We start from the raw sequence: 24,650 nt of genomic DNA on the forward strand, positions 1-24,650 counted from the left end.
CGGCTTTGCGCGCGCTTGATCGGCGTCAGTGTTCGCTACCGTGCCACTTGTTATTGGCTTGGGCACGCTACGCTCTCACTTGCTTGTCAATCGCGCGCAAAGCACGCCGGCGCGACCACGACAGGTCGTGCAGAGCTTCCCTAGAGGACGCTACGCTGGGGAAGTACACCGCATCTGCGCGAATCTGCGGATCGTCTTGCCGCGCTAGAACCAAGCCCGCGGCACCCGAGGCCGGAGCTAGAGCGACTGCCACGACTCGCCGGCATGCGGGTTTCGCAGCGCAGGCTCAGTCGCGGCGGTCGTTTTCGTCGCCGGGCGTATCGGTGTTCTTGCGTTCGTAGTCGCCTTCAATCACCGACTGCGGCGCACGCCCGCTCGACGATGTGCCGCTGCCGCGTCCGGCATAGCGCTCGTTCGCGCTCGCGCCGGCCGGCGTCATGATCACCACTTTTGACACCAGACGCCGCGCGATCTGCTGACGCAGGCCGGGCACGAGCAGCACGAAGCCCAACGCATCCGAAATGAAGCCCGGGGTGAGCAGCATGAAGCCGGCCAGCAGCAGGGCGGCCCCGTCGAGCATGGGCAGGGCCGGCATCTCGCCACGGGCCTGGGATTCGCGAATACGCGCGAGCACGGTCAGCCCCTGGCGACGTACCAGCTGGCTGCCGATCACTGCGGTGAGAATCACCAGCGCGATGGTCGGGAAGAACCCGATCACACCGCCGATCTTGATGAGCAGAAACAGCTCGATGATGGGCAGGGCGATGAACAGGATCAGAAGTCGCAAAGCCATGGAATATCTCCGTTAGGCGGCTAGAGTGCGGCGATGCGCGCGCGTTGTTCGGCGAGCTCGCTGGCCTCGCGTTCGACGTTGGCCTGCTGTTCCCGGGCCTTGGCCACGACATCGGCCGGCGCCTTGGCCACGAACGATTCGCTGGCCAGTCGACCGCGAATGCCGGCGAGGTCCTTCTCCAGCTTGGCAAGGCGTTTGTCCAGGCGGGCGAGTTCGGCTTCCTTGTCGATCAGACCGGCCAGCGGTACCCGAAGTTGCATTTCGCCAACCAGGGCGGTGGCGGAATCGGGCGCGTCTTCGACCGTGATTTCGTCGATGGATTCGACGCGGGCGAGAAAATCGATCGCCGCGCGATGGTCGGACAGACGCTGGCGGTCACTGTCGCTGGCGTTGGCGACCAGAACCGGCATGGGCTGGCTGGGTGCGATATCCATTTCGCCGCGAATCGTACGCAGGCCGGCGATCACATCGCGCAGCCAGTCGATTTCGGCCTCGGCGTCGTCGTTGATACGCGTGGTGTCGGCGCGCGGGAAAGGCTGTACGGAAATGCTCTCGCCGTCGCTGGCGAGCGCTTCGCCGCGTGCCAGCGGGGCCACGCGCTGCCAGATCTCTTCGGTGATGAAGGGCATGAGCGGATGCGCCAGCCGCAGGGTGGCTTCCAGCGTACGCAACAGGGTGCGACGGGTGCCGGCCTTGGCGGCTTCGCTGGATTCGCCCGACAGCACCGGCTTGATCAGCTCCAGATACCAGTCGCAGAAGTAGTGCCAGATGAAATCGTGGATCGCCTTGGCGGCGAGATCGAAACGATAGTTATCGAACTGCGTAGTGACCTCCCGCTCCACGCGCTGCAGGCGCGATACGATCCAGCGATCCGCCTGGGAGAGTTCCACCGCGTCGTCGTCCGCGGGCGTATAGCCTTCGGGAATCTGCATGAGGGTGAAACGCGCGGCGTTCCAGAGCTTGTTGCAGAAGTTGCGATAGCCCTCCACGCGACCGAGATCGAAACGGATATCGCGACCGGGAGAGGCCAGGGCGGCAAAGGTAAAGCGCAGCGCGTCGGTACCGTGGGCGGCGATGCCGTCCGGGAAGGCCTTGCGGGTGGCTTTTTCGATGGCCTTGGCTTTTTGCGGCTGCATCATGTTCGCGGTGCGCTTGGTCACCAGCGATTCCAGGTCGATGCCGTCGATCAGATCGATCGGGTCGAGCACGTTGCCCTTGGACTTGGACATCTTGGCGCCGTCCGAGTCGCGTACCAGCCCGTGCACATAGACCTCGCGAAACGGCACGTCGTCCATGAATTCCAGGCCCATCATGATCATGCGGGCGACCCAGAAGAAGATGATGTCGAAGCCGGTGACCAGCACGGAGGTCGGGTAGAACGTCTCCAGTGCCCGGGTCTTTTCCGGCCAGCCGAGCGTGGAGAACGGCCACAGCCCCGCGGAGAACCAGGTATCGAGCACGTCTTCGTCCTGGGTGAGCGTGACCTCGGCGCCCAGCCCGTATTTTTCCCGAACGTCGGCCTCGGACTTGCCGACATAGATCGTGCCGTCGGCGTTGTACCAGGCGGGAATACGATGGCCCCACCAGAGCTGGCGCGAGATGCACCAGTCCTGAATGTTGCGCATCCATTCGTAGTAAGTCTTGTCCCAGTTGCCGGGCACGAACTTGATACGCCCGGTTTCGACGGCCTCGATCGCCGGCTTGGCCAGCGTCTTGGCGTCCACGAACCACTGGTTGGTGAGCATGGGCTCGATCACGTCGCCGGAGCGATCGCCGTAGGGCTGCATGATCGGCTTGTCTTCGACCGCGATCATCAGGCCTTCGCTGTCGATGGCCTCGACGATCCGGCGGCGGGCTTCGTAGCGATCCAGCCCGCGATAGTCGTCGGGCACGAGGTTGATCGCATCCACCTCGACCGCGTTCGGTGTAGTGCCGCTGGCCACGATCTCGGCCGCGCGCGCGGCGGCCTGTTCGTAGGCTTCGCCGTCGACGCGCAGCGCGGCCTTGCTGTCCATGAGCCGATACATGGGGATGTGATTGCGCTTGGCGACTTCATAGTCGTTGAAGTCGTGCGCACCGGTGATCTTGACCGCGCCGGAGCCGAAATCCGGGTCCGGATATTCATCGGTGATGATCGGAATCAGGCGCCGCTGGGCCTTCGGTCCGACCGGGATTTCACAGCGCAGGCCCACGATAGGCGCATAGCGTGAATCGTCCGGGTGTACGGCGATTGCGCCGTCGCCGAGCATGGTTTCCGGGCGGGTGGTGGCAATCGAAATGTAGTCGCGGGTTTCGCGAAAGGTTTCGTTACCGTCTTCGTCGGTTTCTACATATTCGTAGGTGGCACCGTTTTCCAGCGGATACTTGAAGTGCCACATATGGCCGGCGACTTCGGCGTTCTCCACTTCCAGATCGGAGACGGCGGTATCCAGCACCGGGTCCCAGTTGACCAGCCGCTGGCCGCGATAGATCAGGCCCTTGTCGTAGAGGGCGACGAAGGTATCGCGTACCGCCTCGGACAGGCCCTCGTCCATGGTGAAGCGTTCGCGCGACCAGTCAACGGAGGTGCCCAGGCGGCGCATCTGGCGGGTGATATGACCGCCGGATTCGGCTTTCCAGTCCCAGATGCGATCGGTAAAGGCTTCGCGGCCCAGCCCATGGCGGGATTCGCCCTGGGCTTCCACCTTGCGTTCGACAAGCATCTGCGTGGCGATGCCGGCATGGTCGGTACCCGGCTGCCAGAGCGTGGGGTCGCCGAGCATGCGGTGATAGCGGGTGAGCGCATCCATGAGCGTGTGCTGGAAGGCATGGCCCATATGCAGGCTGCCGGTGACGTTCGGCGGCGGCAGCATGATGCAATAGGGCTCGCCCGGTGCGTCATAGTCCGGCGCGAAATAGCCGCGCTCTTCCCAGACGGGGTACCAGCGCGCTTCGATGGTATGGGGGTCGAAGGTCTTGTCCAGCTCTGCCATCCCAAAAGCCTTTAGCCCGCTATCCGGGCCTGTCGTTCGTTGGTTGATAAAAAGCGCTAGCCCGCGGCGATCTTGTGCGTGGTCAGGGCGTAGCCGCGATCCTTGTAGAAACGATAGCGTGTGCGTGCGCTATCGACATCGGTCGGCGCGACGATCTCGTTGTGGCGCGCGAAGCGCGAGAAGAAGCGGCCCACATCGCCGCCAAGGTTGACCAGCATATCGTCGAAGCCGGGCGGCGGCTCGCCGGTGCCGATGACCACCGGGGTGAGTTCGTCGTCGGCTTCCAGTGCCGCCGTGGTTGCATGCGGTACGAAACTGCCCTGGCGAAACACCCAGAGCAGGGCATCGAGCGCTTCGGCAGCCGCGTCGTCGGCCACATGCAGATACACCCGGTGGCCGTTCTCATGCGCCTTCTCGGTCAGGCGGCAGGCAAAACGCGCGCTGGCGTCGTCCGCTGTGTCTTCCAGGATATAGAAGAAGACCTCGGTCACTCGAAAACCTCTGCTGGCGTCGTGCCTACCCTTGCCCTAAGGCGTGGGTTCACGATACGAAAAAAGTCGGCCGACAGCGATTTTGGCACGGGTGCGAGCGATATGCGCATCGACAACGGCCTGCGAGCTGGCCGTGTGCCGATGCGCTTTGCCCGGCGTGCGCTCTCGTGATCAGGCGTTGCCCGTATTCGCGCGCTCGATGAGATATTGCACGAGCAGGCCCACCGGACGGCCGGTCGCGCCTTTCTCCTTGCCGGATTTCCAGGCCACGCCCGCAATATCCAGATGCGCCCAGCGCAGCTTGCGCGCGAAGCGGTGCAGGAAACTTGCGGCGGTAATGGAGCCGCCTTCCTTGCCGCCCACGTTGGCCATGTCGGCGAAGTTGGAATCCAGCTGCGACTGGTACTCCTCCCATAGCGGCATCGGCCAGGCGCGATCGCCGACCAGCTCGCCGGCATCGCGCAGGCTGCGCCGCAACGGGCTGTTGTTCGACCACAGGCCGGCGGCATGTGAACCCAGGGCCACCACGCAGGCGCCGGTCAGGGTGGCCATATCGACCACGGCATCGGGCTGGTAGTTGCGTTCGACATAGGTCAGCGCATCGGCCAGCGCCAGACGGCCTTCGGCGTCGGTGTTGAGCACTTCGATGGTCTGGCCGGACATGCTGGTGAGGATGTCACCGGGCTTGTAGGCGTTGCCGTCGGGCAGGTTCTCGGTGGCCGGGACCACGCCCACCACGTTGATCGGCAGGCCCAGCTCGGCGGCGGCCTGAACCGCGCCGAATACGCTCGCCGCGCCGCCCATGTCGTATTTCATTTCGTCCATGCCGGCACCCGGCTTGATGCTGATGCCGCCGGCATCAAACGTCACGCCCTTGCCCACCAGCACGATCGGCTTGGCGTTCTTCGGCCCGGCCATGTACTCCATGACGATGAGCTTGGCCGGCTGGCGCGAACCGCGGGACACGCCCAGCAGCGCGCCCATGCCCAGCGATTCCATGTCGGACTCTTCAAGCACGTTGGTCTTGATCGTTTTCTGGGCATCGGCCAGAGCGGTCGCCTGTTCGGCCAGATAGGTCGGCGTGCAGATATTGCCCGGCAGGTTGCCAAGGTCCTTGGCGAACTTCACGCCGTTGGCGGTGGCCACGCCTTCGTCCACGCCGCGTTCGGCGGCCGGCAGGTCCGAGCGTCGCGGTACCTGGAAGACGATGCGCGAAAGCTTGCGGCTGTGCTTCTCGTAGTCCGGGCCGCGGCAGGCTTCGAAGCGATAGAACACGTCCTCGAAGGTGAGCAGGGCCTGCTTGACCTGCCAGCCGAAATCATCGCGACCCTTGACGTTGAGTTCGGTCAGATAGATCGCGGCGTCGACGCCGCCCATCGCATCCAGTTCCTTGGCCGCGGCCTGGCAGGCCTGGCGGTAGGCACGGGTGTTGAAATCGCGTTCCTTGCCGCAGCCGACCAACAGGATACGATCGCAGAACAGGTTCTCCAGACCGTGCAGCAACGTGGTCTGGCCGAGCTTGCCGTCCATGTCGCCACGACGCATGACGGATGCGATCAATCCGCCGCTGGCCTCGTCGAGGGCCTCGGCTTGCGTTGAAGGCTTGCGGCGATCGAAGATACCGACCACCACGCAGCCGACACGTTGCTTTTCCGGACTGCCACTTTTGACGAGATATTCCATGCACTACTCCTGCAAGGCTGTTAATTCGGACTGCGCAAAGCGTTGGCGATCTTTGCCTGTTACAGGCGAGTATGCCGCGCACGCGTTGACGCTCGATAATCGGATGGCCGCGCAGTTTACAGAAAGCGGCGAAAATATCATCCCCACGCGAGTGACGACCTCTAATACTAAACTATTCGGCGTGTCGAACTGTTCCAGTTTGTCATGATCGGTATTATCTTTCGTTATCTGTTCGCCGAGGTCGGCCGTACGTGGCTGGTCGTGGCCGGCGTATTGGTCTTTCTGACCCTCGGACTGGGCTTTGCCCGCTATATCGCGGACGCTGCGGCGGGCGAATTGCCTGTGAACACGGTTCTCGAGCTGGCGTTTTTCAAACTCGTCGAAAATCTCGAAATCGTGTTGCCGGTGTCGATGTTGCTTGGCGTATTGCTGACCTTCGGGCGCCTGTGTCGGGATAACGAACTCTCGGCATTGTTTGCCGGGGGTGCCGGCCTGCGCACGGTTTACAAGCCGTTCGTGGTGCTGGCGCTGGCAGTCGCCACCTTCGCGGGCGTGATGTCGGTCATTGCCGCACCGCATGCCGAGCGCGCCATGGCCCGCGTCGGTGCCGAGGGCGCCACCACAGTGCTCCAGACCCTCGAACCGGGGCGCTTTCGTACCTTTCTGGATGGTGATGCGGTGTTCTACGCCGAAAGTCGCGACGGCGATGACAACCTGCGCGATGTGTTCATCCGTGTGGTGCGCGAGTCGAGCCAGGGCAAGCCTACGCAGACCATCGTTACCGCCGAGCGCGCCCGCCAGCAGGTGGACGACGACAGCGGCGCAGTCACGCTCATTCTCGATAACGGCTGGCGCTACGAGGGCAATCCGGGCGAGGCGAATTATCGGGTGATTCAGTTCGCCGAACACGGCGTGCAGCTTTCCCCGCCCACGGGCAGCGCGAGCGACAAGGTCGCGACCCGGTCGACGCTGGCGTTGATGAACAGCGATGACCCCAAGGCAACCGCTGAGTGGCAGAAGCGGCTGTCGGTACCGCTATCGGTGCTTATTCTCACGCTGATCGCGATGCCGCTCGGGCGGGTGCCGCCCCGCGCGGGCCGCTACGGCCGAGTGATCGCTGGCGTGCTGGTTTATGTCATCTATATCAACGCGGTGCATCTGGCCGCGGTCGCCATCGAGGATGGCACCATTCCGGCCGTGATCGGGGTCTGGTGGATCCATCTGATCGCATTGGCTGCGGGGCTGGCACTGATCGCAAGAGAGCAGGGCGTGTTCGCACGGCGTCGCGCCGTGGCGGGAGCAGGCGCATGAAGCTCATCGATCGTTATATAAGCCGCACCATTTTGGTTGCGACCGGCGTCGTTGCCACCGTAGTCGGCGCGCTGGTTGTGCTGTCGACGTTTATCGGCGAAGCCGACAATATCGGCGAAGGCAGTTTCGGCCTGCTCCAGGTAATCGTCTATACGTTGCTCAAGATGCCGAGCCATCTCTACCTGGTGATGCCCGTGGTGGCCCTGCTGGGGTCGCTGCTGGCGCTGGGCGCGCTGGCCGCCGGCAGTGAGTTGATCGTGGTGCGGGCCTCGGGCGTGTCCATGCGTCGGCTGGCGGTATCGGTATCGATTGCAGGGATCGTGCTCGCGCTGCTGTCAGTGGCCATCGGGGAGTATGCCGGGCCCGGCGGCACCCGGGCGGCCGATGCGCTGCGCGAACAGGCCCGCCACGGGCGCACGGCCGATACGATCAGCGATGGGCTGTGGCTTCGCCAGGGCAATATCGTGGTGCGGATCGATGCCACGCTGCCCGGCGGCGGCATCGATGGCATCGACGTGTTCCGCATGAGCGGCGACGGGCGTCTCGAGCAGGCCCTGACGGCGCCCAGCGCCACCCTGCGCGACGGCCATCTCGTGCTCGACGAGCCGAAGTTCACCACGCTTCATGAAGACTCCGCGGAAACCGGCACGCCGGAAACGCTGGATATCGATATCGATATCGATGCGGACGTGCTCGAGCTGGCGGTGATCGAACCCAGCGAACTGTCCAGCGCGGGACTCTGGCGCTACATCAATTATCTCGATCGCAACCAGATCAACGCCGAGGATTATCGGCTGGCCCTGTGGCGCAACATCGTCAATCCGATCACGGTGTGGGTGCTGGTGGTGTTTGCGCTGCCCTTCGCTTTCGGTTCGCTGCGCAGTGCCGGTGCCGGCCAGCGCCTGTTCGTCGGCGGGCTGGTTGGCCTGATCTTCTTTCTGGTCAACGAAATCGTGGCGGCCACCGGCCCCGTCTACGGCGTCGCGCCTTGGCTTGCTGCCAGTCTGCCGACGGCCCTGTTGGCCGTGGGCACGTTCATATGGATGCGAAGACTGGATTAGGCAGGGGCGGCCGGGTGCCCGGCCGTGCCCGGTCTGGGTCTAGCGTTCCTTGGGCTGGACGACGAGTTCGGTGCGGCTGACGATGTCCTGCAGGCTGCGCCGCTGCGAATCCACGAGGCACCACAGCATGCCGACGATGGATAGCCAGGAAACCCAGGCGCTCAGGTAGCGAAGTATGGCCTGGTGCCACTGCACCGGGCCGCCGTCGTGGTTGCGCAGCTGCATGCGCCAGGCCTTCATGCCCAGCGTCTGCCCCCCGTGCATCCAGAACCAGGAAAAGAATAGATAGGGCACGAATAGAAAATACAGGCGCACCCACGGGTTGTGGCCGTCCACGGCATGGCCGTGATTGAACGGCAGCAGCGCAAGGCCGGCGAGCAGGAGCAGCCCGACCAGCAGGAACAGGTCGTAAACCCCGGCCGCGATACGGCGAACCAGGCCGGCAGGATAGGCCGATAACGCCATCAGCGACTCTCGATCGTGGGCAGACGGTCGAACCAGGGCGCGGCGTCTTCGAGCTGTGCGGCCAGCTGCAGCAACAGTGGCTCGCTCGATGGCGCGCCCACGAACTGACTGCCCATCGGCAGGCCGTTGGGCGTCATGTGCAGGGGCACTGACATCGCCGGTACGCCGGTGAGGTTTGCGAGCTGGGTGAACGGCACATGCTTGAGGTTATCGCGCGCGATCTGTTCCACGATGCCGGAACGAATCAGCGCCCGGCCGCTGGGCAGGCGCAGCAGCGGGCGCAAAGCGATCTGCTGCCAACGCGGCGTGGCCGATTCGCCGATACGCGAGGGCGGGTTGGCCAGCGTCGGCGTGAGCAGCAGGTCGTATTCGGCATGAAATTCGGCCAGGGCATGGCGATAGCCGCGCCAGCGCTCGAAGGCGGTGACGTATTCGGTGGCCGAAAACGCGCGTCCCACGTGCGCCATGGCCCGGGTATCGAGTTCGAACTCGTCGACTGACGCACCCGTGCGCTTGCGCACGTCATCGACCTGCATGGCCATTTGTACGAACCACATCGACAGGAAATCGCGGCCGAGCTGCAGGCCGTCGATGGCCGGCGCGGCGCGCTCGATGCGATGGCCAAGGGATTCGAGCAGGGTCGTGGTCGTATTCAGAGCGGCATGCGCCTGTTCATGCAGCGGGATATCCAGCGGCGAAGTATCGAGTACGCCAATTCGCAGCTTGGGCGGCGGTGTGTCGAGAGCGGCGAGATAACCGGCCTCGGGCTCGCTCAGGCGCACGATCGCGCCTTTCTCGTAGCCGGCGATGGCATCGAGCATTGCTGCGCTGTCGCGTACCGAGCGGCTCACGACATGATCGACGGCCGCGCCGTGCATGAGGTCGCTGCGCGCAGGCCCGCCCGGTACGCGTGCGCGCCCCGGCTTGAGGCCGAACAGCCCGCAGCAGGCGGCCGGGATACGAATCGAGCCGCCGCCATCGTTGGCGCCGGCCATGGGCACCACGCCGGCGGCGACCGCTGCGGCCGAGCCGCCCGACGATCCGCCCGGCGTGTGGTCGGTATTCCAGGGATTGCGGGTCGCACCGAAAGCCTGCGGCTCGGTCACGCCCTTGCTGCCGAACTCGGGCGTGTTTGTCTTGCCGAAGATATTCACGCCGCTGGCGATGAAGCGACGCGTGATCTCGGCATGGGCCTTTGGCGTGTCGCCGGCGCGTTTGAGCGCAGCATTGCCGTTGCTGCTGGGTACGCCCGCATAATCCTGGAACAGGTCCTTGATCAGGAAGGGCACACCCGCGAAAGCGCCGTCGACCTGCTCGGTGGCGCGGGCGTCTGCGATCGTATCCATTCGGCGGATCACGGCGTTGAGGGTCGGGTTGACCTGATCGAGGCGTTCGCGAGCGAGCGCAAGCAGCTCCGACGGCTGAACCTGGCGCTCGGCGACCAGTCGGGCCAGGCCCAGGCCGTCGTGCTGGACGTATTCGCTGTATTTCATGACAACCCCACTGTTGATTTACAGACGCCGACAGCAGGCGAGCTTAGCAGCCGCAGACCAGCTGGACGCTCAACCGTTGTAAACTATGCCGGTCGATGTTTCGTCCGCGCGAAAAATCGACCGGCCCTCGGGGCAAAAAAACGATTTCAGTCTTTCAATCGGGGCGACACCATCAACGAGTTACGCGTTATCGAAGCGCACGAGCACGGCATCGCGCGAGAACAGATCAGTCGGGCCGCGCTCGACACGCTCGAAGGTTTGCAGGCGGCGGGTTTTCGCGCCTGTCTGGTGGGTGGCGCGGTGCGCGATCTGCTCCTGGGCGTGCCGCCCAAGGATTTCGACGTTGCCACCGACGCCGAGCCGGAGCAGGTGGTCGAGGTCTTCGGCCGCAAGGCACGTTTGATCGGGCGGCGTTTTCGTATCGCCCACGTGCGTTTCGGCCGCGAGATCGTCGAGGTGTCGACCTTTCGTGCGGACCCCGGCACCTCCGAGCCGGATGCCGATACCCGCGAGCTCGACGATGCCGGCCGAGTGCTGCGCGACAACGTGTTCGGCTCGATCGCCGAGGATGCGCGCCGACGCGACTTCGCGATCAACGGTCTTTACTACGATATCGCCGACGACTGCGTACACGACTATGTCGGCGGCATGGACGACGTGGCGGCCTGTCGGCTGCGGCTGATCGGCGATCCGGCCGTACGCTATCGCGAAGATCCGGTACGCATGATTCGTGCGGTACGTATCGCCGCCAAACTGGGCCTGACCATCGACGAGCCGGCCCGGCCGCCGCGCGAGCTGGTGGGGCTGTTGGCCGATGTGCCGGCCGCGCGCATGTTCGATGAAGTGCTCAAGCTGCTCATGAACCCGGCCGGCGGCCGCGTGTTTCGCATGCTGCGCGAATACGGCCTGTTCGCGCCGATGTTCGCGCAAACGGCTGCTGTGCTGGATTCGCCCTCCGGGGCGGCCAGCGAAGCGCTGATCGAGCAGGCGATTACCAATACCGCCGCCCGCATCGAAGCCGGCAAGCCGGTCACGCCGGCATTTCTGTTCGCGGCGCTGCTCTGGCCGGCAGTACGCGAGCATGCGGCCATGCTCGAACGCGATGGCATGGCCCCGGCGCCGGCGCTTGCCAGTGCGCAAAGCGCGGTCGTGGGCGAGCAGATCCAGCGGGTATCGATCCCGAAACGGTTTTCGATTCCCATGCGCGAGATCTGGCACCTGCAGCCGCGTTTTCATCGACGCCGCGGCAAACAGCCGTCGCGGCTGATCGCGCATCCGCGTTTTCGTGCCGCCTACGATTTTCTACTGCTGCGGGCCGCCGTGGGTGAGGTCGAACAGGAGCTGGCCGACTGGTGGACACAGGCCCAGAACGATCCGTCCACGCCGGCACCGGGTTCCGGCGCTCCGGCCCCGGCCAAATCCCGCAAGCGGCGTCGCGGTGGTCGCCGCCGTCGTAGTGAAACGGTCTGAGGCAGGCACCCCGGGGGCGCTACAGGTCGCAAGGCCCTCGGCGTCGACCCACGTAGCCTGGGTCGGCCTCGGCAGCAATCTGGAATCGCCCGCCGCGCAGGTCGCCCGCGCGCTCGACGCGCTCGCGCGCCTCAATGACACGCGGGTTCTCGCGGCTTCCTCCTTTTATCGCACCGCGCCGGTCGGCGGCCCGGCCGGACAACCCATGTTCTGCAATGCCTGTGCAGCCGTGGCCACATCGCTGGCAGCGCGGGCTCTGCTCGATGCGATGCACTGCATCGAGCACGCCCACGGGCGCGTGCGGGACGTACGCTGGGGCCCGCGTACGCTCGATCTCGATCTGCTGGCCTTCGATACGCTGCGCTGTGACGACCCGGCCCTGCAGTTGCCGCATCCGCGTGCTTTCGAGCGGGCGTTCGTGCTCGTGCCGCTCGCCGAAATCGCGCCCGCGCTCATGCTCGATGGCTACGGTCGAGTCGCCGATCTGGCCGCCGCGATCGACCGCCAGGGCATCGAACCTTGGGGTAGCGCATGAAAGCCGGCGCGTATATCGCCATCGAAGGCCCGATCGGCGTGGGCAAAAGCACGCTCACCACGCGCCTGGCCGCCAGCCTCGGCGCGCGCGAACTGCGCGAGGCGCCGGAAGACAACCCGTTTCTGGCGGCGTTCTACGATAACCCCACGGCCAATGCGCTGGCCGCCCAGCTGTCGTTTCTGCTTCAGCGCGCACGCCAGATCGATGCCCTGCGCCAGGTCGACCTGTTCGACGGCGGCTGTATTGCCGACTTCATGTTCGACAAGGATCCGTTGTTCGCGCGTCTGACGCTGTCGGGGCCGGAACTCGCGCTCTACGAAGAAATCTATGCGCGCCTGTCCTGGGCCGCGCCCAGGCCGGACTGCGTAATCTATCTCGATGCGCCGGTGGACGTGCTCATGAGCCGTATCGCCCAGCGCGATCGGCTGGCCGAGCGTCCGCTCGGCGCCGACTATCTGGGCCGGGTGGTCGCCGCCTATCGCGATTTCTTCCAGAACTATGACGCCACCCGGCTCATCCGGGTCGACGCCTGCGCACTCGACCTGGTGGGCAACGACGCCGACTATCGCGCGGTGGTCGACGCGCTGGCCGGTGGTGAGCCCCATGCGGTGCTCGATCGACCGGCCGACCGGGCCTGAAAGCGCCCGCGGTCGACCCATGTCAACACGTCTTTGGTATAGTCCCGCGCCATGAAGACGAGCCCCTATCCGCATCTGCAAAAGCGTGACGCCCAGCCCGTCACGGTCTCTGATTTGTCGCGCATGAAGGCCGAAGGCGAAAAGATCGCCTGCCTGACCGCCTACGACGCCAGCTTCGCCGCGCTGGAAGACCGCGCCGGCGTGGACGTGGTGCTGGTGGGCGACTCGTTGGGCATGGTGGTACAGGGCAATTCCACCACCGTACCGGTGACCGTCGACGACATGGTCTATCACAGCCGGATCACGGCCGCCGGACTGTCGCGTGCTTTTCTGATGACCGACCTGCCGTTTCTGTCCTACGGCACCAAGCACGATGCGCTGGAAACCTCGCGCCGGCTGATGGGCGAGGGCATGGCCCAGATGGTCAAGTTCGAAGGCGGCGAGATACAGGCCGATACCATCGAGCATCTGTCGATGCGCGGCGTGCCGGTATGCGCCCATATCGGCCTGCAGCCGCAGCTGGTGCACAAGATGGGTGGCTTCAAGGTGCAGGGCCGCGGCGATGCCGCCGAAACCATGATTCGCGACGCTAAACTGCTCGAGGAATCGGGCGCGGATGTGATTCTGCTGGAATGCGTGCCGTCTTCGCTGGGCGCAGAAATCACCGCCAATGCCAAGGTTCCGGTGATCGGGATCGGCGCCGGCCCGGATACCGATGGCCAGATTCTGGTCATCTACGACATTCTGGGCCTGTCGCCGGGCCGCAAGCCCCGCTTCGTGAAGAACTACATGGACAGCGCGGATACGCTGGACGCGGCGGTGACCGACTATGTGGCCGAAGTGAAGAACGGCCGCTATCCCGGCGCCGAACACGCTTTCTCCTGATACGCGCCTGCCATGCAACAACTGGATACGGCGAAGGATCTGCGCGCATGGCGCGGCGAAGCCGGCGGCAGCGTCGGGCTTGTGCCCACCATGGGCAATCTGCATGCGGGCCACCTGGCCCTGGTGGCCGCGGCGCGGGCCAGCTGCGACCGGGTGGTGGTGAGCATCTTCGTGAACCCGCTCCAGTTCGGCCCGAACGAGGATCTCGACAGCTATCCGCGTACGCTCGATGCCGACATGCGTGCGCTCGAACAGGCCGGCGCGGACGCAGTCTTCGCCCCGGATGTGGCGCAGATATACCCCCATGGCGGTACCACGGTCACCACGGTTCGGGTGGAAGGCATCACCGACATGCTCTGCGGCAGCCGCCGCCCGGGGCATTTCGAAGGGGTGGCGACGGTCGTGACCAAGCTGTTGAACCTGGTCGGCCCGGATCGCGCGTTTTTCGGCGAAAAGGACTTTCAGCAGCTGGCGGTCATACGCCGGCTGGTGGATGACTTGTGCATGCGTGTCGATATCGTGGGCGTGCCGACGGTGCGCGAAGCCGATGGGTTGGCGCTGTCGTCGCGCAACCAGTACCTGCAGGCCGAGGAGCGCAAGCGCGCGCCGGCGCTCGCCGCCGCGCTCGAGGACTGCAAGGCGCGCCTGGCGGAAGGCGAGCGCGACTTTGCCGCACTGGAAGCGCGGGGCCGGGCGGCGATCGATGCAGCCGGGCTCGAAACCGACTATTTCGAGATACGTTCGCCTGAACTCTTCGCACCGCGTGCCGATATGAATGCATTCCGCGTGCTCGCTGCGGCCTTTCTCGGTCGCGCCCGGCTGATTGACAACGTGGCGGTCGAAGCCGCGCCGGGGCAGTAGTCGCGCACGCTATTTTTCGTTACGCTTTAGTCATATTCATCCCGTTTTCGGATCTCAGGAGACAGTCATGCAAGTGACGCTTCTCAAAGCAAAACTTCATCGTGCCTGCACCACGCACGCCGAGCTTGATTATGAAGGCTCCTGCGCGATCGATTCCGACCTGCTCGATGCGGCCGGGATTTTTCCGTATGAACAGATCGAGATCTACAACGTCACCAACGGTGAGCGTTTCTCGACCTATGCCATCAGCGCGGAATCCGGCTCGCGGGTGATTTCGGTCAACGGTGCGGCTGCCCACAAGGCATCCCCGGGTGATCGGCTGATCATCTGTGCCTACGCGCGCATGCCGGAAGGCGAAGCGCGTGCGCACAAGCCGCGCCTGATCTATCTCGACGAGAGCAATCAGGTCACGCATACGCGCAACGCCATTCCGGTGCAGGCGGCATAAGCCGTACGACCCCACCGGGGGCGACTTCGCTCGTGGGCGATATTCGTGATCTACCGGCCTGGCGTGAGCTGGGCCGGCTCGCCGCACAGTTGCGAGCTACGCGCGTGGACGCGATGTTCGACCACGACCCGCGCCGGGCCGAGCGTTTTACACGCTCTGCGGCCGGCATCGCGCTCGATTTTTCCAAGCAGCGCGTGGATACGTCGGTGATGGCCGCACTGGCGCAGCTCGCCGAGAGCCGCGACTTCCATGCGCTTCGCGATGCGCTTTTCAGCGGCGAGCCGATCAACACCAGCGAGGATCGGGCGGCGTGGCATATCGCATTGCGCTGCCCTCCAGAGGCGCCCGTGCACGACGAGGTGCATGCGGTACGCGAGGATATGGCAGCGTTCGCCGATGCGCTGCGCAGCGGCCGCTGGGCCGGGCATACCGGCGAGCCGATCCGCGATATCGTCAATATCGGCATCGGCGGCTCTGATCTCGGTCCACGCATGGTTTACGAGGCTTTGGCGGTGCCGGGGCAGCGTATCCGCTGTCACTTCGTGGCCAACGTCGACCCGGCCGATCTGGACGACACGCTTGCTGCGCTGGACGCCGAACGCACGCTGTTCATCGTCACCTCCAAGTCCTTCACCACGGCAGAGACGCTGGCCAACGCGCGTGTGGCCCGCCAGTGGCTGCTCGACAACGGTGCCGGCGAAGCCGATATCGCCCGGCACTTCGTGGCCGTATCCACCAATGCCGAGGCCGTGCAGGCGTTCGGCATCGATCGCATGTTCGGCTTCTGGGACTGGGTCGGCGGGCGGTTTTCCCTGTGGTCGGCGGTGGGGCTATCGATTGCGGCCGGGCTGGGCATGTCGGCATTCGATGCGCTGCTGGCTGGCGCTCATGCCATGGATACCCATTTTCGCGAAGCGCCGCTTGAGGAGAACCTGCCCGCCGCGCTTGGCCTGATCGGGGTCTGGAACAACAACTTCCTGGGCCTGCCAAGCCATATCGTGGTCCCCTATGCCCAGCGGCTGGCCGCGCTGCCGGCCTATTTGCAGCAGCTGGAGATGGAAAGCAACGGCAAGTCGGTCACCCGCGAGGGCGAGCCCGCCGTCGTTGATACCGTGCCGGCGGTCTGGGGCAGCGTGGGGACCAACGCCCAGCATGCCTTCTTCCAGATGCTGCACCAGGGCGTCGTGGCGGCGGACGTCGATTTCGTATTGCCGCTATCGCCGCCGGCCGAGGCGAGCGATTCGCGCGAACGCCAGCGCGTGGCCAACTGCGTTGCTCAGGCCGAGGCCTTGATGTGCGGGCGCGATCCGGAAGCCCTGATCGACGAACTCAAAGCCGAGGGTTTGCAGGGCGCGGCGCTCGAGCAGCGGCTGGCCGCGCGCCGCTTCGAAGGCAACCGTCCCAGCTCCATGATCGTCATGGACCGGCTCGATGCCTATCATCTGGGCGCGCTGTTGGCCGCCTACGAGCACAAGGTGTTCGTGCAGGGGGTCATCTGGGGTATCAACAGCTTCGACCAGTGGGGCGTGGAGCTGGGCAAGACCATGGCCGAGCGGATCGTCGAAGAACTCGAAGAGGGCGGTGAGCCGGGCCCGCACGATGCCTCGACCCGGGCGCTGCTTGCGCGGGTGCGCCAGGCCTGGGACCGGGGCTGAGCGACGACGCCCGGCCGGCCTTCGTCTGGAGCCCGGCGGGGCGCTAGAATGGGCCCATGACCGAATCCAGCGAATATCTTCCCGAAGTTGTCTATAACGCCGAACAGGTAAGTGCCCTCGATCGCCGCTTCATCGAGACATTCGATTTTGATGGCTTCGAGCTCATGCAGCGCGCGGCGCGCGCGGCGTACGAGGAACTGGCCCATATCTGGGCCATGCCGGGCACATTGGTTGTTTACTGCGGGCCCGGCAACAATGGGGCCGACGGCCTGCTCGTCGCCGATCTGGCCCGCCGTGGCGGCTGGGGCGTACATGTGGTGAGCCTCGCGGGTACCGAAAAATACACCGGTGATGCGGCCAAGGCGCTGTCGCGCTACATCGAAAACGGCGGCACGGTCGAAGCGTTCGAAAACCGGCCGATCAACGCCGACGTGGTGGTGGATGCGCTGCTGGGCACCGGTCTCAATCGCGATGTCGAAGGCGATTTTGCCGCTGCGATCGAGCGTATCAACGAGGCGGGCGAGGCCGGTATCGGCGTGTTCGCCGTGGATATCGCCTCGGGCATCGATGCAAGCACCGGGCACGTCTGGGCGCATGCGGTACGTGCGGATGCCACCGCCACCTTCATCGGGCTCAAGCTGGGCATGCTCACCGGCGAAGGCCCGGCGCACTGCGGCGATATCGCCTTCAGCGGTCTCGACGCCCCCGATGAACTCTATGCCGATCAGCCCTATACGGCCCGCCGCCTGACCCACCGCCGGCTGCGCAAGGCGCTGCGCCCGCGTTCGCGCAATCAGCACAAGGGCGACAATGGCCACGTGCTGTGCGTGGGCGGCAACCGCGGCATGGGAGGCTCCATTCGCATGACCGCCGAAGCCGCCCTGCGCGCTGGCGCGGGGCTGGTGAGTGTGGTCTGTCATCCGGACCACGCCGGCGCGATGAGCCAGGCTCGCCCCGAGCTGATGTGCCTTGGTGTTGATGCACAGGAGTCGATCGCTGCCCTGATCGAGGCCTGCGATGTCATCGCCATCGGCCCGGGCCTGGGCAGCGATGCCTGGGCGGCCAACCTGTGGCAGCAGGTGATGGCGGCCGACAAGCCCCGGGTGGTCGATGCCGATGCGTTGAATCGCCTGGCGCGCGAACCGGCAGAGAACGACAACTGGATTCTTACGCCGCATCCGGGTGAGGCCGGCCGGCTGCTCGACTGGCCTACGCCGGACGTGCTCGACCATCGCGTGGACGCGGTCCAGGGGCTGCGTGCACGTTACGGCGGTGTCGCCGTCCTCAAGGGCGCGGGCAGCCTGATCGCGACCCCCGAAGAGCTCTGGCTGTGTACCGATGGCAACCCCGGCATGGCCGTGGGCGGCATGGGGGATTTGTTGACCGGCGTGATCGCCGCGCTCGCAGGCCAGGGGCTGGATCTTGGCGCCGCTGCGAGCCTGGGCGTGTATGTGCATGCCCGGGCCGGCGACGCGGCCGCCGCCAGGGCGGGCCAGCGCGGCCTGTTGCCCTGCGACCTGTTCGCTGCAATCCGCGGCTTCGTCAATCCCGGGCGTGCATGATTCGACTGGCCGATCCACAAGCCACCGATGCTCTCGGGCTGCAGCTGGCCCGCGCGCTGCGCGGGCTCGATCACGGCCTGGTCGTGTCCTTGAACGGTGAGCTGGGCGCCGGCAAGACGGCGTTGACCCGGGCGACGTTACGCGGCCTGGGCCATACCGGGCGGGTGGTATCGCCGAGCTATACGCTGGTCGAGCCTTATTCGCTGGGCACGCATACGTTGTTTCATCTGGATCTCTATCGTCTGGGCGATCCCGAAGAACTGGAATTCCTCGGCATTCGCGAGGTCGACACCGCGCGCGACTGGGTATTTGTCGAGTGGGCAGAGCGAGGCGCCGGCTTTCTGCCGGCCGTGGATATCGATATCCGCCTGGAATACGAAGGCAACGCGCGTCGTGCGCACTTCGAGGCGCTCACCGAAACCGGTGCCCGGCTTATCCCGCAGCTTGGCATCGAGAGATAGACTCGTGCTTTCAAGTGGATATGAAGGTACAGGCGCCTATTGGCTGTTTTGATTGATAAAAAGTAGTTGCGCACCGGGCGTGCCGCGGCTAGTCTCTCAATCGGGGAATAATATTCACGATGGTCTAGGCAGCGAATTCTATGCGCGCGAGCATGCAATGGCTTGTTTTCGGGCTCCTGGTGGGTCTGAGTACATTGGCCGTGGCGAAACCGGCCACGCTGCAGGATGTCCGGTTATGGACATCTTCCGACAAGACGCGGGTGGTCTTCGACCTGGGCGGTCCGACCAATCCTGATCTGTTCATGATCGACAACCCGCTGCGGTTGGTGGTCGACCTGCCGGATGCGCGCGTGCTTAACGGCGTGAGCGGCAACATCGGCGGCAGCGGGCTGGTCAAGCGCGTGCGCACCGGCGTACGACACGGCACCGATCTGCGCGTGGTGCTCGATCTCGATGGCCAGGTTTCGCCGAAGAGCTTCATGCTCGACCCGGACGGCGATCACGGCTATCGGCTGGTCGTGGATCTCAAGCCCAAGGGCGCCAAGGCGTCGTCCATGCTGGTCGCCGACCGGCAGCCGGCCGATGCCGCGCACGAAGATGGCAGCAGCTCGGCTACCGCCACGGCCAATGCGCTGGCCCAGGTATCCGAGCCGCCCAGCCAGCAGCCGGCCCCGAAACGCGTCGCTCGAACCCCGGAACGCCCGTCCCGGGATATCGTGATCGTGATCGACGCCGGCCATGGCGGCAAGGATCCGGGCGCGCACGGGCGCGGCGGTACCAACGAAAAAGATGTCGTGCTTCAGATCGCGCGCCGGCTCAAGGCCATGGTGGACGAGCAGCCCAACATGCGCGGCGTGCTCACCCGCGACGGTGACTACTACATCGGCCTGCGCGAACGCATGGTGCGCGCACGCAAGGCCAAGGCGGATCTGTTCATTTCCATTCATGCCGACGCGGCGCCGCGCGGTGCGCGGGCCACGGGTGCATCGGTCTATGCGTTGTCGCACCACGGCGCCACCAGTGAGCATGCACGCTGGCTCGCCCGTCGCGAGAACGCCTCCGACCTGGTCGGGGGCGTCAGCCTCAAGGACAAGGACGACAGCCTTGCCTCCTTCATGCTCGACCTGTCGCAGAGTGCGAGTATCGAAGCCAGCATGGATGCGGGCGGGCGCGTGCTCAGCGAACTCAACGGGCTCGGGCCGCTGCACAAGGCCAAGGTCCAGCAGGCGGGCTTCATGGTGCTGAAGTCCCCGGATATCCCGTCATTCCTGGTCGAGACCGCCTTCATCTCGACGCCGGAAGAAGAGCGCAAGCTCAAGACGGCGGCCTATCAGCGTCAGCTTGCAGGCGCCATGCTGCGCGGTATCAAGGGCTACTTCGCCAGCTATCGCCCCGCGACCTTCATCGCCAAGGGGCAGGTGCATACCGTGCGATCCGGTGAAACGCTTTCCGAAATCGCCCAGGATTACGGCGTCAGCCTATCCAGCCTGCGCAGTGCGAATGACCTGAACGGCAACACGATTCGCGTGGGCACGGAGTTGCAGATTCCGGCGCCCGGCAGCCAGCAGGTCGCGGACCTGCGCTAAGCCTTTCCAGGCTGCCGGCGAGCTGCCTGCAGCCTGTCTTCGGGCCCGGCTGGCTCATATTCTTTAGGCCGCTCGAATACCGCGGGCCAAACGCCCTGCGAATGCAGCCCGAGCTCGCCGGGACGCCATTGCGTGGCGACGTGGGCGATACCCTGGACTACACTCAGACGGCGTGGCGTGGGCCGCGCTCGATTCATGCGGCATGCAGCGCCGCAAAGAGAGGCGGCAGGTGGTACTTCTACTGGGCATCGTGGCAGGAATGGCCTATGGCCTGACCGCTTTTGCGGGCGCGTTTCTGGCGGTGCCGTTGCTGGTTCTGTTCGCGGACGTCGATTTTCATCGAGCGCTGCCGATCGCGCTTTTTGCGCTGGGTATCTGTGCGGCCATTGCCGCGGGCGATGCCGTGCGGGCGCGCCAGTGCGACGTCCAGCTCAGCGTCTGGCTCATGGCGGGTTCGTTACCGACCATGCTGGTGCTGGGCGCCTTGGCACAGCGTTTGTCGGAACCCGTACTGGCGACCGTGTTTCTCATTACCACGCTCGTCTTCGGTCCGCTGCTACTGGTGACCCTGCGCGCCTATGCGAACCGCGCTGCGCCGCCGCCAGCTGCAATGCTGCATGCGCCGCGGCGCAGCTTTGCCGATGCCACGGCAACAGTCGACCGACGTACCGTCGACAAACTCGGCGTGCTATTCGCGGGTGCGGGTTGTGGCGCGCTGGCCGCCCTGGCGGCCGCACCCGGCGCGCTGCTCGGGTGGCGTATTCTGGAACGGCGTCTGGTGGGCCAGCCGCATCTGTCGGTGGGCACCCTGGCGCTGGCCAGCGCCGTGCTCGCCACGCTCGCCGCGGGATGGCAGTTTCTGTTCGTTTCCGATGTGCCCGGCTATACCGCCGGTCTTTACGTGCTTGGCACCACCGCCGGCATGGGGATTGCCCGGCGCGTGCATCAATGGCTGCCGCCGAAGCTGACCCATCGCGTACTGGGTGGATTGATCGTGCTCGCGGCGCTGGCGCTCTGGGTCGTGGTGGTTCGCGGCGCGACCGCTTCGTCATGAAGTCGCTGGTGCTGGTGGGCGCCGGCCATGCCCATATGGGGGTGTTGTTGCAGGCCAAACGCCTGCAGAACGCGGGTTTCGAGATCGTGCTGATCGACCCGGGCAGCTTCTGGTACGGCGGCGCCACGACCCGGGTGGTCGCGGGCCAGTTGTCACAGACGGCGCTCAAGCTGCCGCTGCGCGGGGTGTGTCGCGAACATGCGGTGCGTTATCGCGCCGATCGTGCCATTGGCGTCGACACGCGCCACCGGCGGCTCTGGCTGGCAAGCGGCGAAATGCTCGCATTCGATACGCTGTCGCTGGACGTTGGCGTGGAATGCGCTCTGGCGGTGGCCGCTGGTAGCCATGCGCCGCCGATGCTCTGGTCCGCGGTCGATGTGAGCGCCTTGGTTCAGCTGGCGGAGACGCTTTCGCACGAAGCTCGGGGCGGGGCGATTCGGCGCGTGGCCGTGGTCGGCGACGGCCCGCGCGCGCTCGAAGTGATCGCCGGCCTGCGCCGTCATCCATCGGCCTCGTCTTTGCAGATCAGCTGGTATGTGCCACAAACGCGGCTGCTGGCCGATGCCCCGATCACGCTGGAGCGCCGCATTCGGCGCTGGCTGGTGGAAAGCGGGGTCGAGATCGTGGTGCAGACCGCGATCGTGGAGAAAGTCGACGGTGCGATCTGTAGCGCCGACGGGCGTCGTTTTACCGCTGACCATGGCGTGATCACCAGCCCCACGCCGGCTGCCCGTTTCGTGCATGCCGGGCGCCTGCCGGCACAGGCTGAAGGGCTTTATGTCACGCGCCGCCTTCAGTCGCCCGCCGACTCGCGGGTGTATGCAGCGGGCGGCTGTGCCAGCGTGCTTGGCGCCGAGGGACGGTATCTGGATAGCGACCGTCAGGCCCGGGTGCTCGCACATAACATCGAGGCCGGGGCACGCCGGCGTCCGTTCAAGAGTGTAAGTGCCAGGGGCGGGGCGACCACGGTCGATTTCGGCGATGGGTCGGCGGCGGCCTGGTACGGGCGGCTGTGGTGGCAGGGCCGGATGCCGGCGCGGCGTAGAGCACAGACGCAGGCGCGGTGGCTGGCGCTGGTCGAACGCTATGCACCCCGGCGCTGACGCAGGTCGCGTAGGCACAGCCTCGCGCTAGCGCGCATAAAAAAGGCGGCGCATCGAACGATACGCCGCCTCTGCCTGGACCGTCGTTGCTACGACGACTCGATCAGGCCGACTGCAGGTTTTCCCGAACAGCCTTCTCGACGCGATCGCCGATGGTGGCATCGACGTTGCGCCAGTACTGGAAGGCGCGCTGCAGCACGTCTTCGCCCACGCCGTCGGAGAGATGGCCGGCGATGTTGTGCACCAGACGGTCACGTTCCTCGTCGTTCATCACCTTGTTGACGAGATCGTTGGCCTGGTTGAAGTCGCCGTCATCCTTGCGCAGCGTATAGGCCGCACGAACCATGGCACCATCGGCTTCCCAGACGTTGTTCGCCGGGTAAGCGTTCGGGTTGGCATGAGCGCCGCCCTTGGTATTGGGCACGTAGACCGGATCGCTCACGTTCTGGATGCGCATGGCACCACCCTTGGTGTAGCTGTGAACCGGCGATCTCGGCACGTTGACCGGGATCTGCTTGTAGTTCACGCCCAGACGGGCACGGTGTGCGTCGGCATAGGAAATGGTGCGGGCCAGCAGCATCTTGTCCGGGCTCACGCCGGTGCCGGGCACCATGTTGTTCGGCTCGAAGGCCGCCTGCTCGATTTCGGTATGGAAATCGGTCGGATTGCGGTCGAGCTTCATGCGACCCACCGTATGCAGCGGGTAGTCCTCGTGCGGCCAGACCTTGGTCAGGTCGAACGGGTTGATGCGATAGGTCTTGGCATCCTCGTAGGGCATGATCTGAACCTGCAGGGTCCAGGTCGGATACTCACCGCGTTCGATCGCTTCGAACAGATCGCGACGGTGATAGTCGGCGTCGGAGCCGGCCATCTGATCGGCCTGTTCCTGGGTCAGGCACTTAATGCCCTGATCGGTCTTGAAGTGGTACTTCACCCAGAAACGCTCGCCTTCAGCGTTGACCCACATATAGGTATGGCTGGAGTAGCCGTTCATGTGGCGCCAGGTGGCGGGCACGCCGCGATCGCCCATCAGCCAGGTGACCTGATGCGCCGATTCCGGCGATTGGGTCCAGAAGTCCCACTGCATGTCGTGGTCGCGCAGGCCGTTGTCGGCACGACGCTTCTGCGAGTGGATGAAGTGCTGGAACTTCATCGGGTCGCGTACGAAGAACACGGGGGTGTTGTTACCCACCATGTCGAAGTTGCCTTCCTCGGTATAGAACTTCAGCGCGAAGCCGCGCGGATCGCGCCAGGTGTCGGGGCTGCCGGATTCGCCGGCGACCGTGGAGAAACGCGCGACCATCGGGGTGGTGGCGCCTTTCTGCAGAAAGGAGGCCTTCGTGTACTTGCTGACGTCTTCGGTGACTTCGAACTGGCCGAAGGCACCGCCGCCTTTCGCATGGGGCTGGCGGTCCGGAATCATCTCCCGGTTGAAGGCCGCCATCTGCTCCATGAGGAAGTGATCGTGCATCACGATCGGGCCGTCGGCGCCAACGGTCAGCGAATGCTCATCGCTCGGATACGGTTCGCCGCCGGTGGTGGTCTCTGTTTTATGGATTTCGTCCGTCAAGGTTCTACCCTCCAGGTGGTGGTTCAAGCGACTCGCGGGCCGCAGGTTTTATTGTCTCGAGTGATCATCGCCGGGGGCGTTGGTGGCCGCCGTACGGCAGGCACCGCAAATACCCCAGTACATGACCTCGGCTTCATCGACTTCGAAACCGTGATCGTGATCGGGGTTCAGGCAGGACCGGGCGCCCACCGCACAGTCCACGTCCTCGATACGGCCGCAACTTCGACAGACCAGGTGATGATGGTTGTCGCCGGTGCGCCGCTCGAACCGGGCCGGATGCCCGGCCGGTTTGATCTGCTGGACCAGGTCGGCTTCCAGACAGGCCTTGAGGACGTCGTAGACGGCCTGTTTCGAAATCGAACCAAGCCGTTGGCTGATGCCGTCATGCACGTGCTCCACCGTGGCGTGCGGATTGTCCGCCAGCCATTCGAGCACGGCATGACGCGCTGCCGTCACCCGCATTCCACGGGCACGCAGCTGGTCGGCGATGGGTGTCACTTCTCGACTCATGGCGAGGGCATGCTCACCGATAAACTTGAATCAGTCAAGTTTA

General features: G+C 65.1%; 22 protein-coding genes. 14 read left to right on the top strand and 8 right to left on the bottom strand.

The genetic code is table 11. The annotated features are described in order from the left end of the window. Window positions 1-286: 286 nt before the first annotated feature. The 4 genes from CMN27_RS13000 to CMN27_RS13015 all read right to left on the bottom strand — a co-directional run bounded on the left by CMN27_RS13000 (window position 287) and on the right by CMN27_RS13015 (window position 5,939). Window positions 287-793, bottom strand: a complete 507-nt coding sequence (locus CMN27_RS13000; RefSeq protein WP_293627061.1) for an FxsA family protein — start codon at window positions 791-793, stop codon at window positions 287-289. A 20-nt stretch (window positions 794-813) separates the two neighbouring features. After that, window positions 814-3,765, bottom strand: a complete 2,952-nt coding sequence (locus tag CMN27_RS13005) for a valine--tRNA ligase (protein WP_293627063.1) — start codon at window positions 3,763-3,765, stop codon at window positions 814-816. A 56-nt stretch (window positions 3,766-3,821) separates the two neighbouring features. Then, window positions 3,822-4,256, bottom strand: coding sequence for a DNA polymerase III subunit chi (locus CMN27_RS13010; protein ID WP_293627065.1), 435 nt, complete (start codon window positions 4,254-4,256; stop codon window positions 3,822-3,824). A 171-nt stretch (window positions 4,257-4,427) separates the two neighbouring features. Then, on the bottom strand, window positions 4,428-5,939 hold the full coding sequence (locus CMN27_RS13015) for a leucyl aminopeptidase (protein ID WP_293627067.1): 1,512 nt from the start codon (window positions 5,937-5,939) through the stop codon (window positions 4,428-4,430). A gap of 204 nt (window positions 5,940-6,143) precedes the next feature. Here CMN27_RS13015 and lptF point away from each other — a divergent pair, with 204 nt between their 5' ends. Then, on the top strand, window positions 6,144-7,250 hold the full coding sequence (lptF, locus tag CMN27_RS13020) for an LPS export ABC transporter permease LptF (protein WP_293627069.1): 1,107 nt from the start codon (window positions 6,144-6,146) through the stop codon (window positions 7,248-7,250). Beyond that, on the top strand, window positions 7,247-8,311 hold the full coding sequence (lptG, locus tag CMN27_RS13025; protein ID WP_293627071.1) for an LPS export ABC transporter permease LptG: 1,065 nt from the start codon (window positions 7,247-7,249) through the stop codon (window positions 8,309-8,311). Before lptF ends, lptG begins: the two co-directional genes overlap by 4 nt. Before the next feature lie 39 nt (window positions 8,312-8,350). Here the strand turns inward: lptG and CMN27_RS13030 are convergent, their stop codons facing one another. Both CMN27_RS13030 and CMN27_RS13035 read right to left on the bottom strand, forming a co-directional pair. Beyond that, window positions 8,351-8,776 (bottom strand): RDD family protein, encoded by a 426-nt coding sequence (locus tag CMN27_RS13030; protein WP_293627073.1) that lies wholly within the window; start codon window positions 8,774-8,776, stop codon window positions 8,351-8,353. Next, window positions 8,776-10,269, bottom strand: a complete 1,494-nt coding sequence (locus tag CMN27_RS13035; RefSeq protein WP_293627075.1) for an amidase family protein — start codon at window positions 10,267-10,269, stop codon at window positions 8,776-8,778. The genes CMN27_RS13030 and CMN27_RS13035 overlap by 1 nt, the downstream gene beginning before the upstream one ends. Between CMN27_RS13035 and pcnB the strand changes: the two genes are divergently transcribed. The 12 genes from pcnB to CMN27_RS13095 all read left to right on the top strand — a co-directional run bounded on the left by pcnB (window position 10,243) and on the right by CMN27_RS13095 (window position 22,527). Beyond that, window positions 10,243-11,739: a polynucleotide adenylyltransferase PcnB gene (gene pcnB / locus CMN27_RS13040; protein ID WP_293627077.1), complete on the top strand. Its 1,497-nt coding sequence runs from the start codon at window positions 10,243-10,245 to the stop codon at window positions 11,737-11,739. The two genes, CMN27_RS13035 and pcnB, sit on opposite strands and share 27 nt — an antisense overlap. Next, a complete protein-coding gene (folK, locus tag CMN27_RS13045) occupies window positions 11,726-12,274 on the top strand; it encodes a 2-amino-4-hydroxy-6-hydroxymethyldihydropteridine diphosphokinase (RefSeq protein WP_293627079.1) in 549 nt (182 codons plus the stop codon). Before pcnB ends, folK begins: the two co-directional genes overlap by 14 nt. Beyond that, entirely contained in the window at window positions 12,271-12,912 is a 642-nt protein-coding gene (locus tag CMN27_RS13050) for a deoxynucleoside kinase (protein ID WP_293627082.1), read from the top strand. Before folK ends, CMN27_RS13050 begins: the two co-directional genes overlap by 4 nt. 51 nt (window positions 12,913-12,963) lie before the next feature. Then, window positions 12,964-13,797 carry a 3-methyl-2-oxobutanoate hydroxymethyltransferase gene (gene panB, locus CMN27_RS13055; protein ID WP_293627084.1) on the top strand — a complete coding sequence of 278 codons (834 nt, stop codon included), beginning with the start codon at window positions 12,964-12,966 and terminating at the stop codon, window positions 13,795-13,797. Window positions 13,798-13,809: 12 nt separating this feature from the next. Continuing rightward, window positions 13,810-14,658, top strand: a complete 849-nt coding sequence (gene panC / locus CMN27_RS13060; protein WP_293627086.1) for a pantoate--beta-alanine ligase — start codon at window positions 13,810-13,812, stop codon at window positions 14,656-14,658. A 67-nt stretch (window positions 14,659-14,725) separates the two neighbouring features. Then, on the top strand, window positions 14,726-15,106 hold the full coding sequence (gene panD / locus CMN27_RS13065) for an aspartate 1-decarboxylase (protein ID WP_293627088.1): 381 nt from the start codon (window positions 14,726-14,728) through the stop codon (window positions 15,104-15,106). Window positions 15,107-15,138: 32 nt separating this feature from the next. Next, entirely contained in the window at window positions 15,139-16,761 is a 1,623-nt protein-coding gene (pgi, locus tag CMN27_RS13070) for a glucose-6-phosphate isomerase (RefSeq protein WP_293627090.1), read from the top strand. A 56-nt stretch (window positions 16,762-16,817) separates the two neighbouring features. Next, window positions 16,818-18,323 (top strand): NAD(P)H-hydrate dehydratase, encoded by a 1,506-nt coding sequence (locus CMN27_RS13075; protein ID WP_293627092.1) that lies wholly within the window; start codon window positions 16,818-16,820, stop codon window positions 18,321-18,323. Next, window positions 18,320-18,784 carry a tRNA (adenosine(37)-N6)-threonylcarbamoyltransferase complex ATPase subunit type 1 TsaE gene (tsaE, locus tag CMN27_RS13080; protein ID WP_293627094.1) on the top strand — a complete coding sequence of 155 codons (465 nt, stop codon included), beginning with the start codon at window positions 18,320-18,322 and terminating at the stop codon, window positions 18,782-18,784. Before CMN27_RS13075 ends, tsaE begins: the two co-directional genes overlap by 4 nt. 152 nt (window positions 18,785-18,936) lie before the next feature. Beyond that, window positions 18,937-20,370 carry an N-acetylmuramoyl-L-alanine amidase gene (locus CMN27_RS13085; RefSeq protein ID WP_293627096.1) on the top strand — a complete coding sequence of 478 codons (1,434 nt, stop codon included), beginning with the start codon at window positions 18,937-18,939 and terminating at the stop codon, window positions 20,368-20,370. A 229-nt stretch (window positions 20,371-20,599) separates the two neighbouring features. Next, window positions 20,600-21,424: a sulfite exporter TauE/SafE family protein gene (locus CMN27_RS13090; RefSeq protein WP_293627097.1), complete on the top strand. Its 825-nt coding sequence runs from the start codon at window positions 20,600-20,602 to the stop codon at window positions 21,422-21,424. Further along, on the top strand, window positions 21,421-22,527 hold the full coding sequence (locus tag CMN27_RS13095) for an FAD-dependent oxidoreductase (RefSeq protein ID WP_293627098.1): 1,107 nt from the start codon (window positions 21,421-21,423) through the stop codon (window positions 22,525-22,527). The genes CMN27_RS13090 and CMN27_RS13095 overlap by 4 nt, the downstream gene beginning before the upstream one ends. A 103-nt stretch (window positions 22,528-22,630) precedes the next feature. Here CMN27_RS13095 and CMN27_RS13100 read toward each other — a convergent pair whose 3' ends face one another. Next, entirely contained in the window at window positions 22,631-24,097 is a 1,467-nt protein-coding gene (locus CMN27_RS13100) for a catalase (protein WP_293627100.1), read from the bottom strand. A gap of 48 nt (window positions 24,098-24,145) precedes the next feature. Continuing rightward, window positions 24,146-24,607: a Fur family transcriptional regulator gene (locus CMN27_RS13105; RefSeq protein WP_293627102.1), complete on the bottom strand. Its 462-nt coding sequence runs from the start codon at window positions 24,605-24,607 to the stop codon at window positions 24,146-24,148. Between the last annotated feature and the right edge of the window lie 43 nt (window positions 24,608-24,650).

Origin of the sequence: Salinisphaera sp. (assembly GCF_002729955.1) — a bacterium.
Classification (GTDB): domain Bacteria; phylum Pseudomonadota; class Gammaproteobacteria; order Nevskiales; family Salinisphaeraceae; genus Salinisphaera.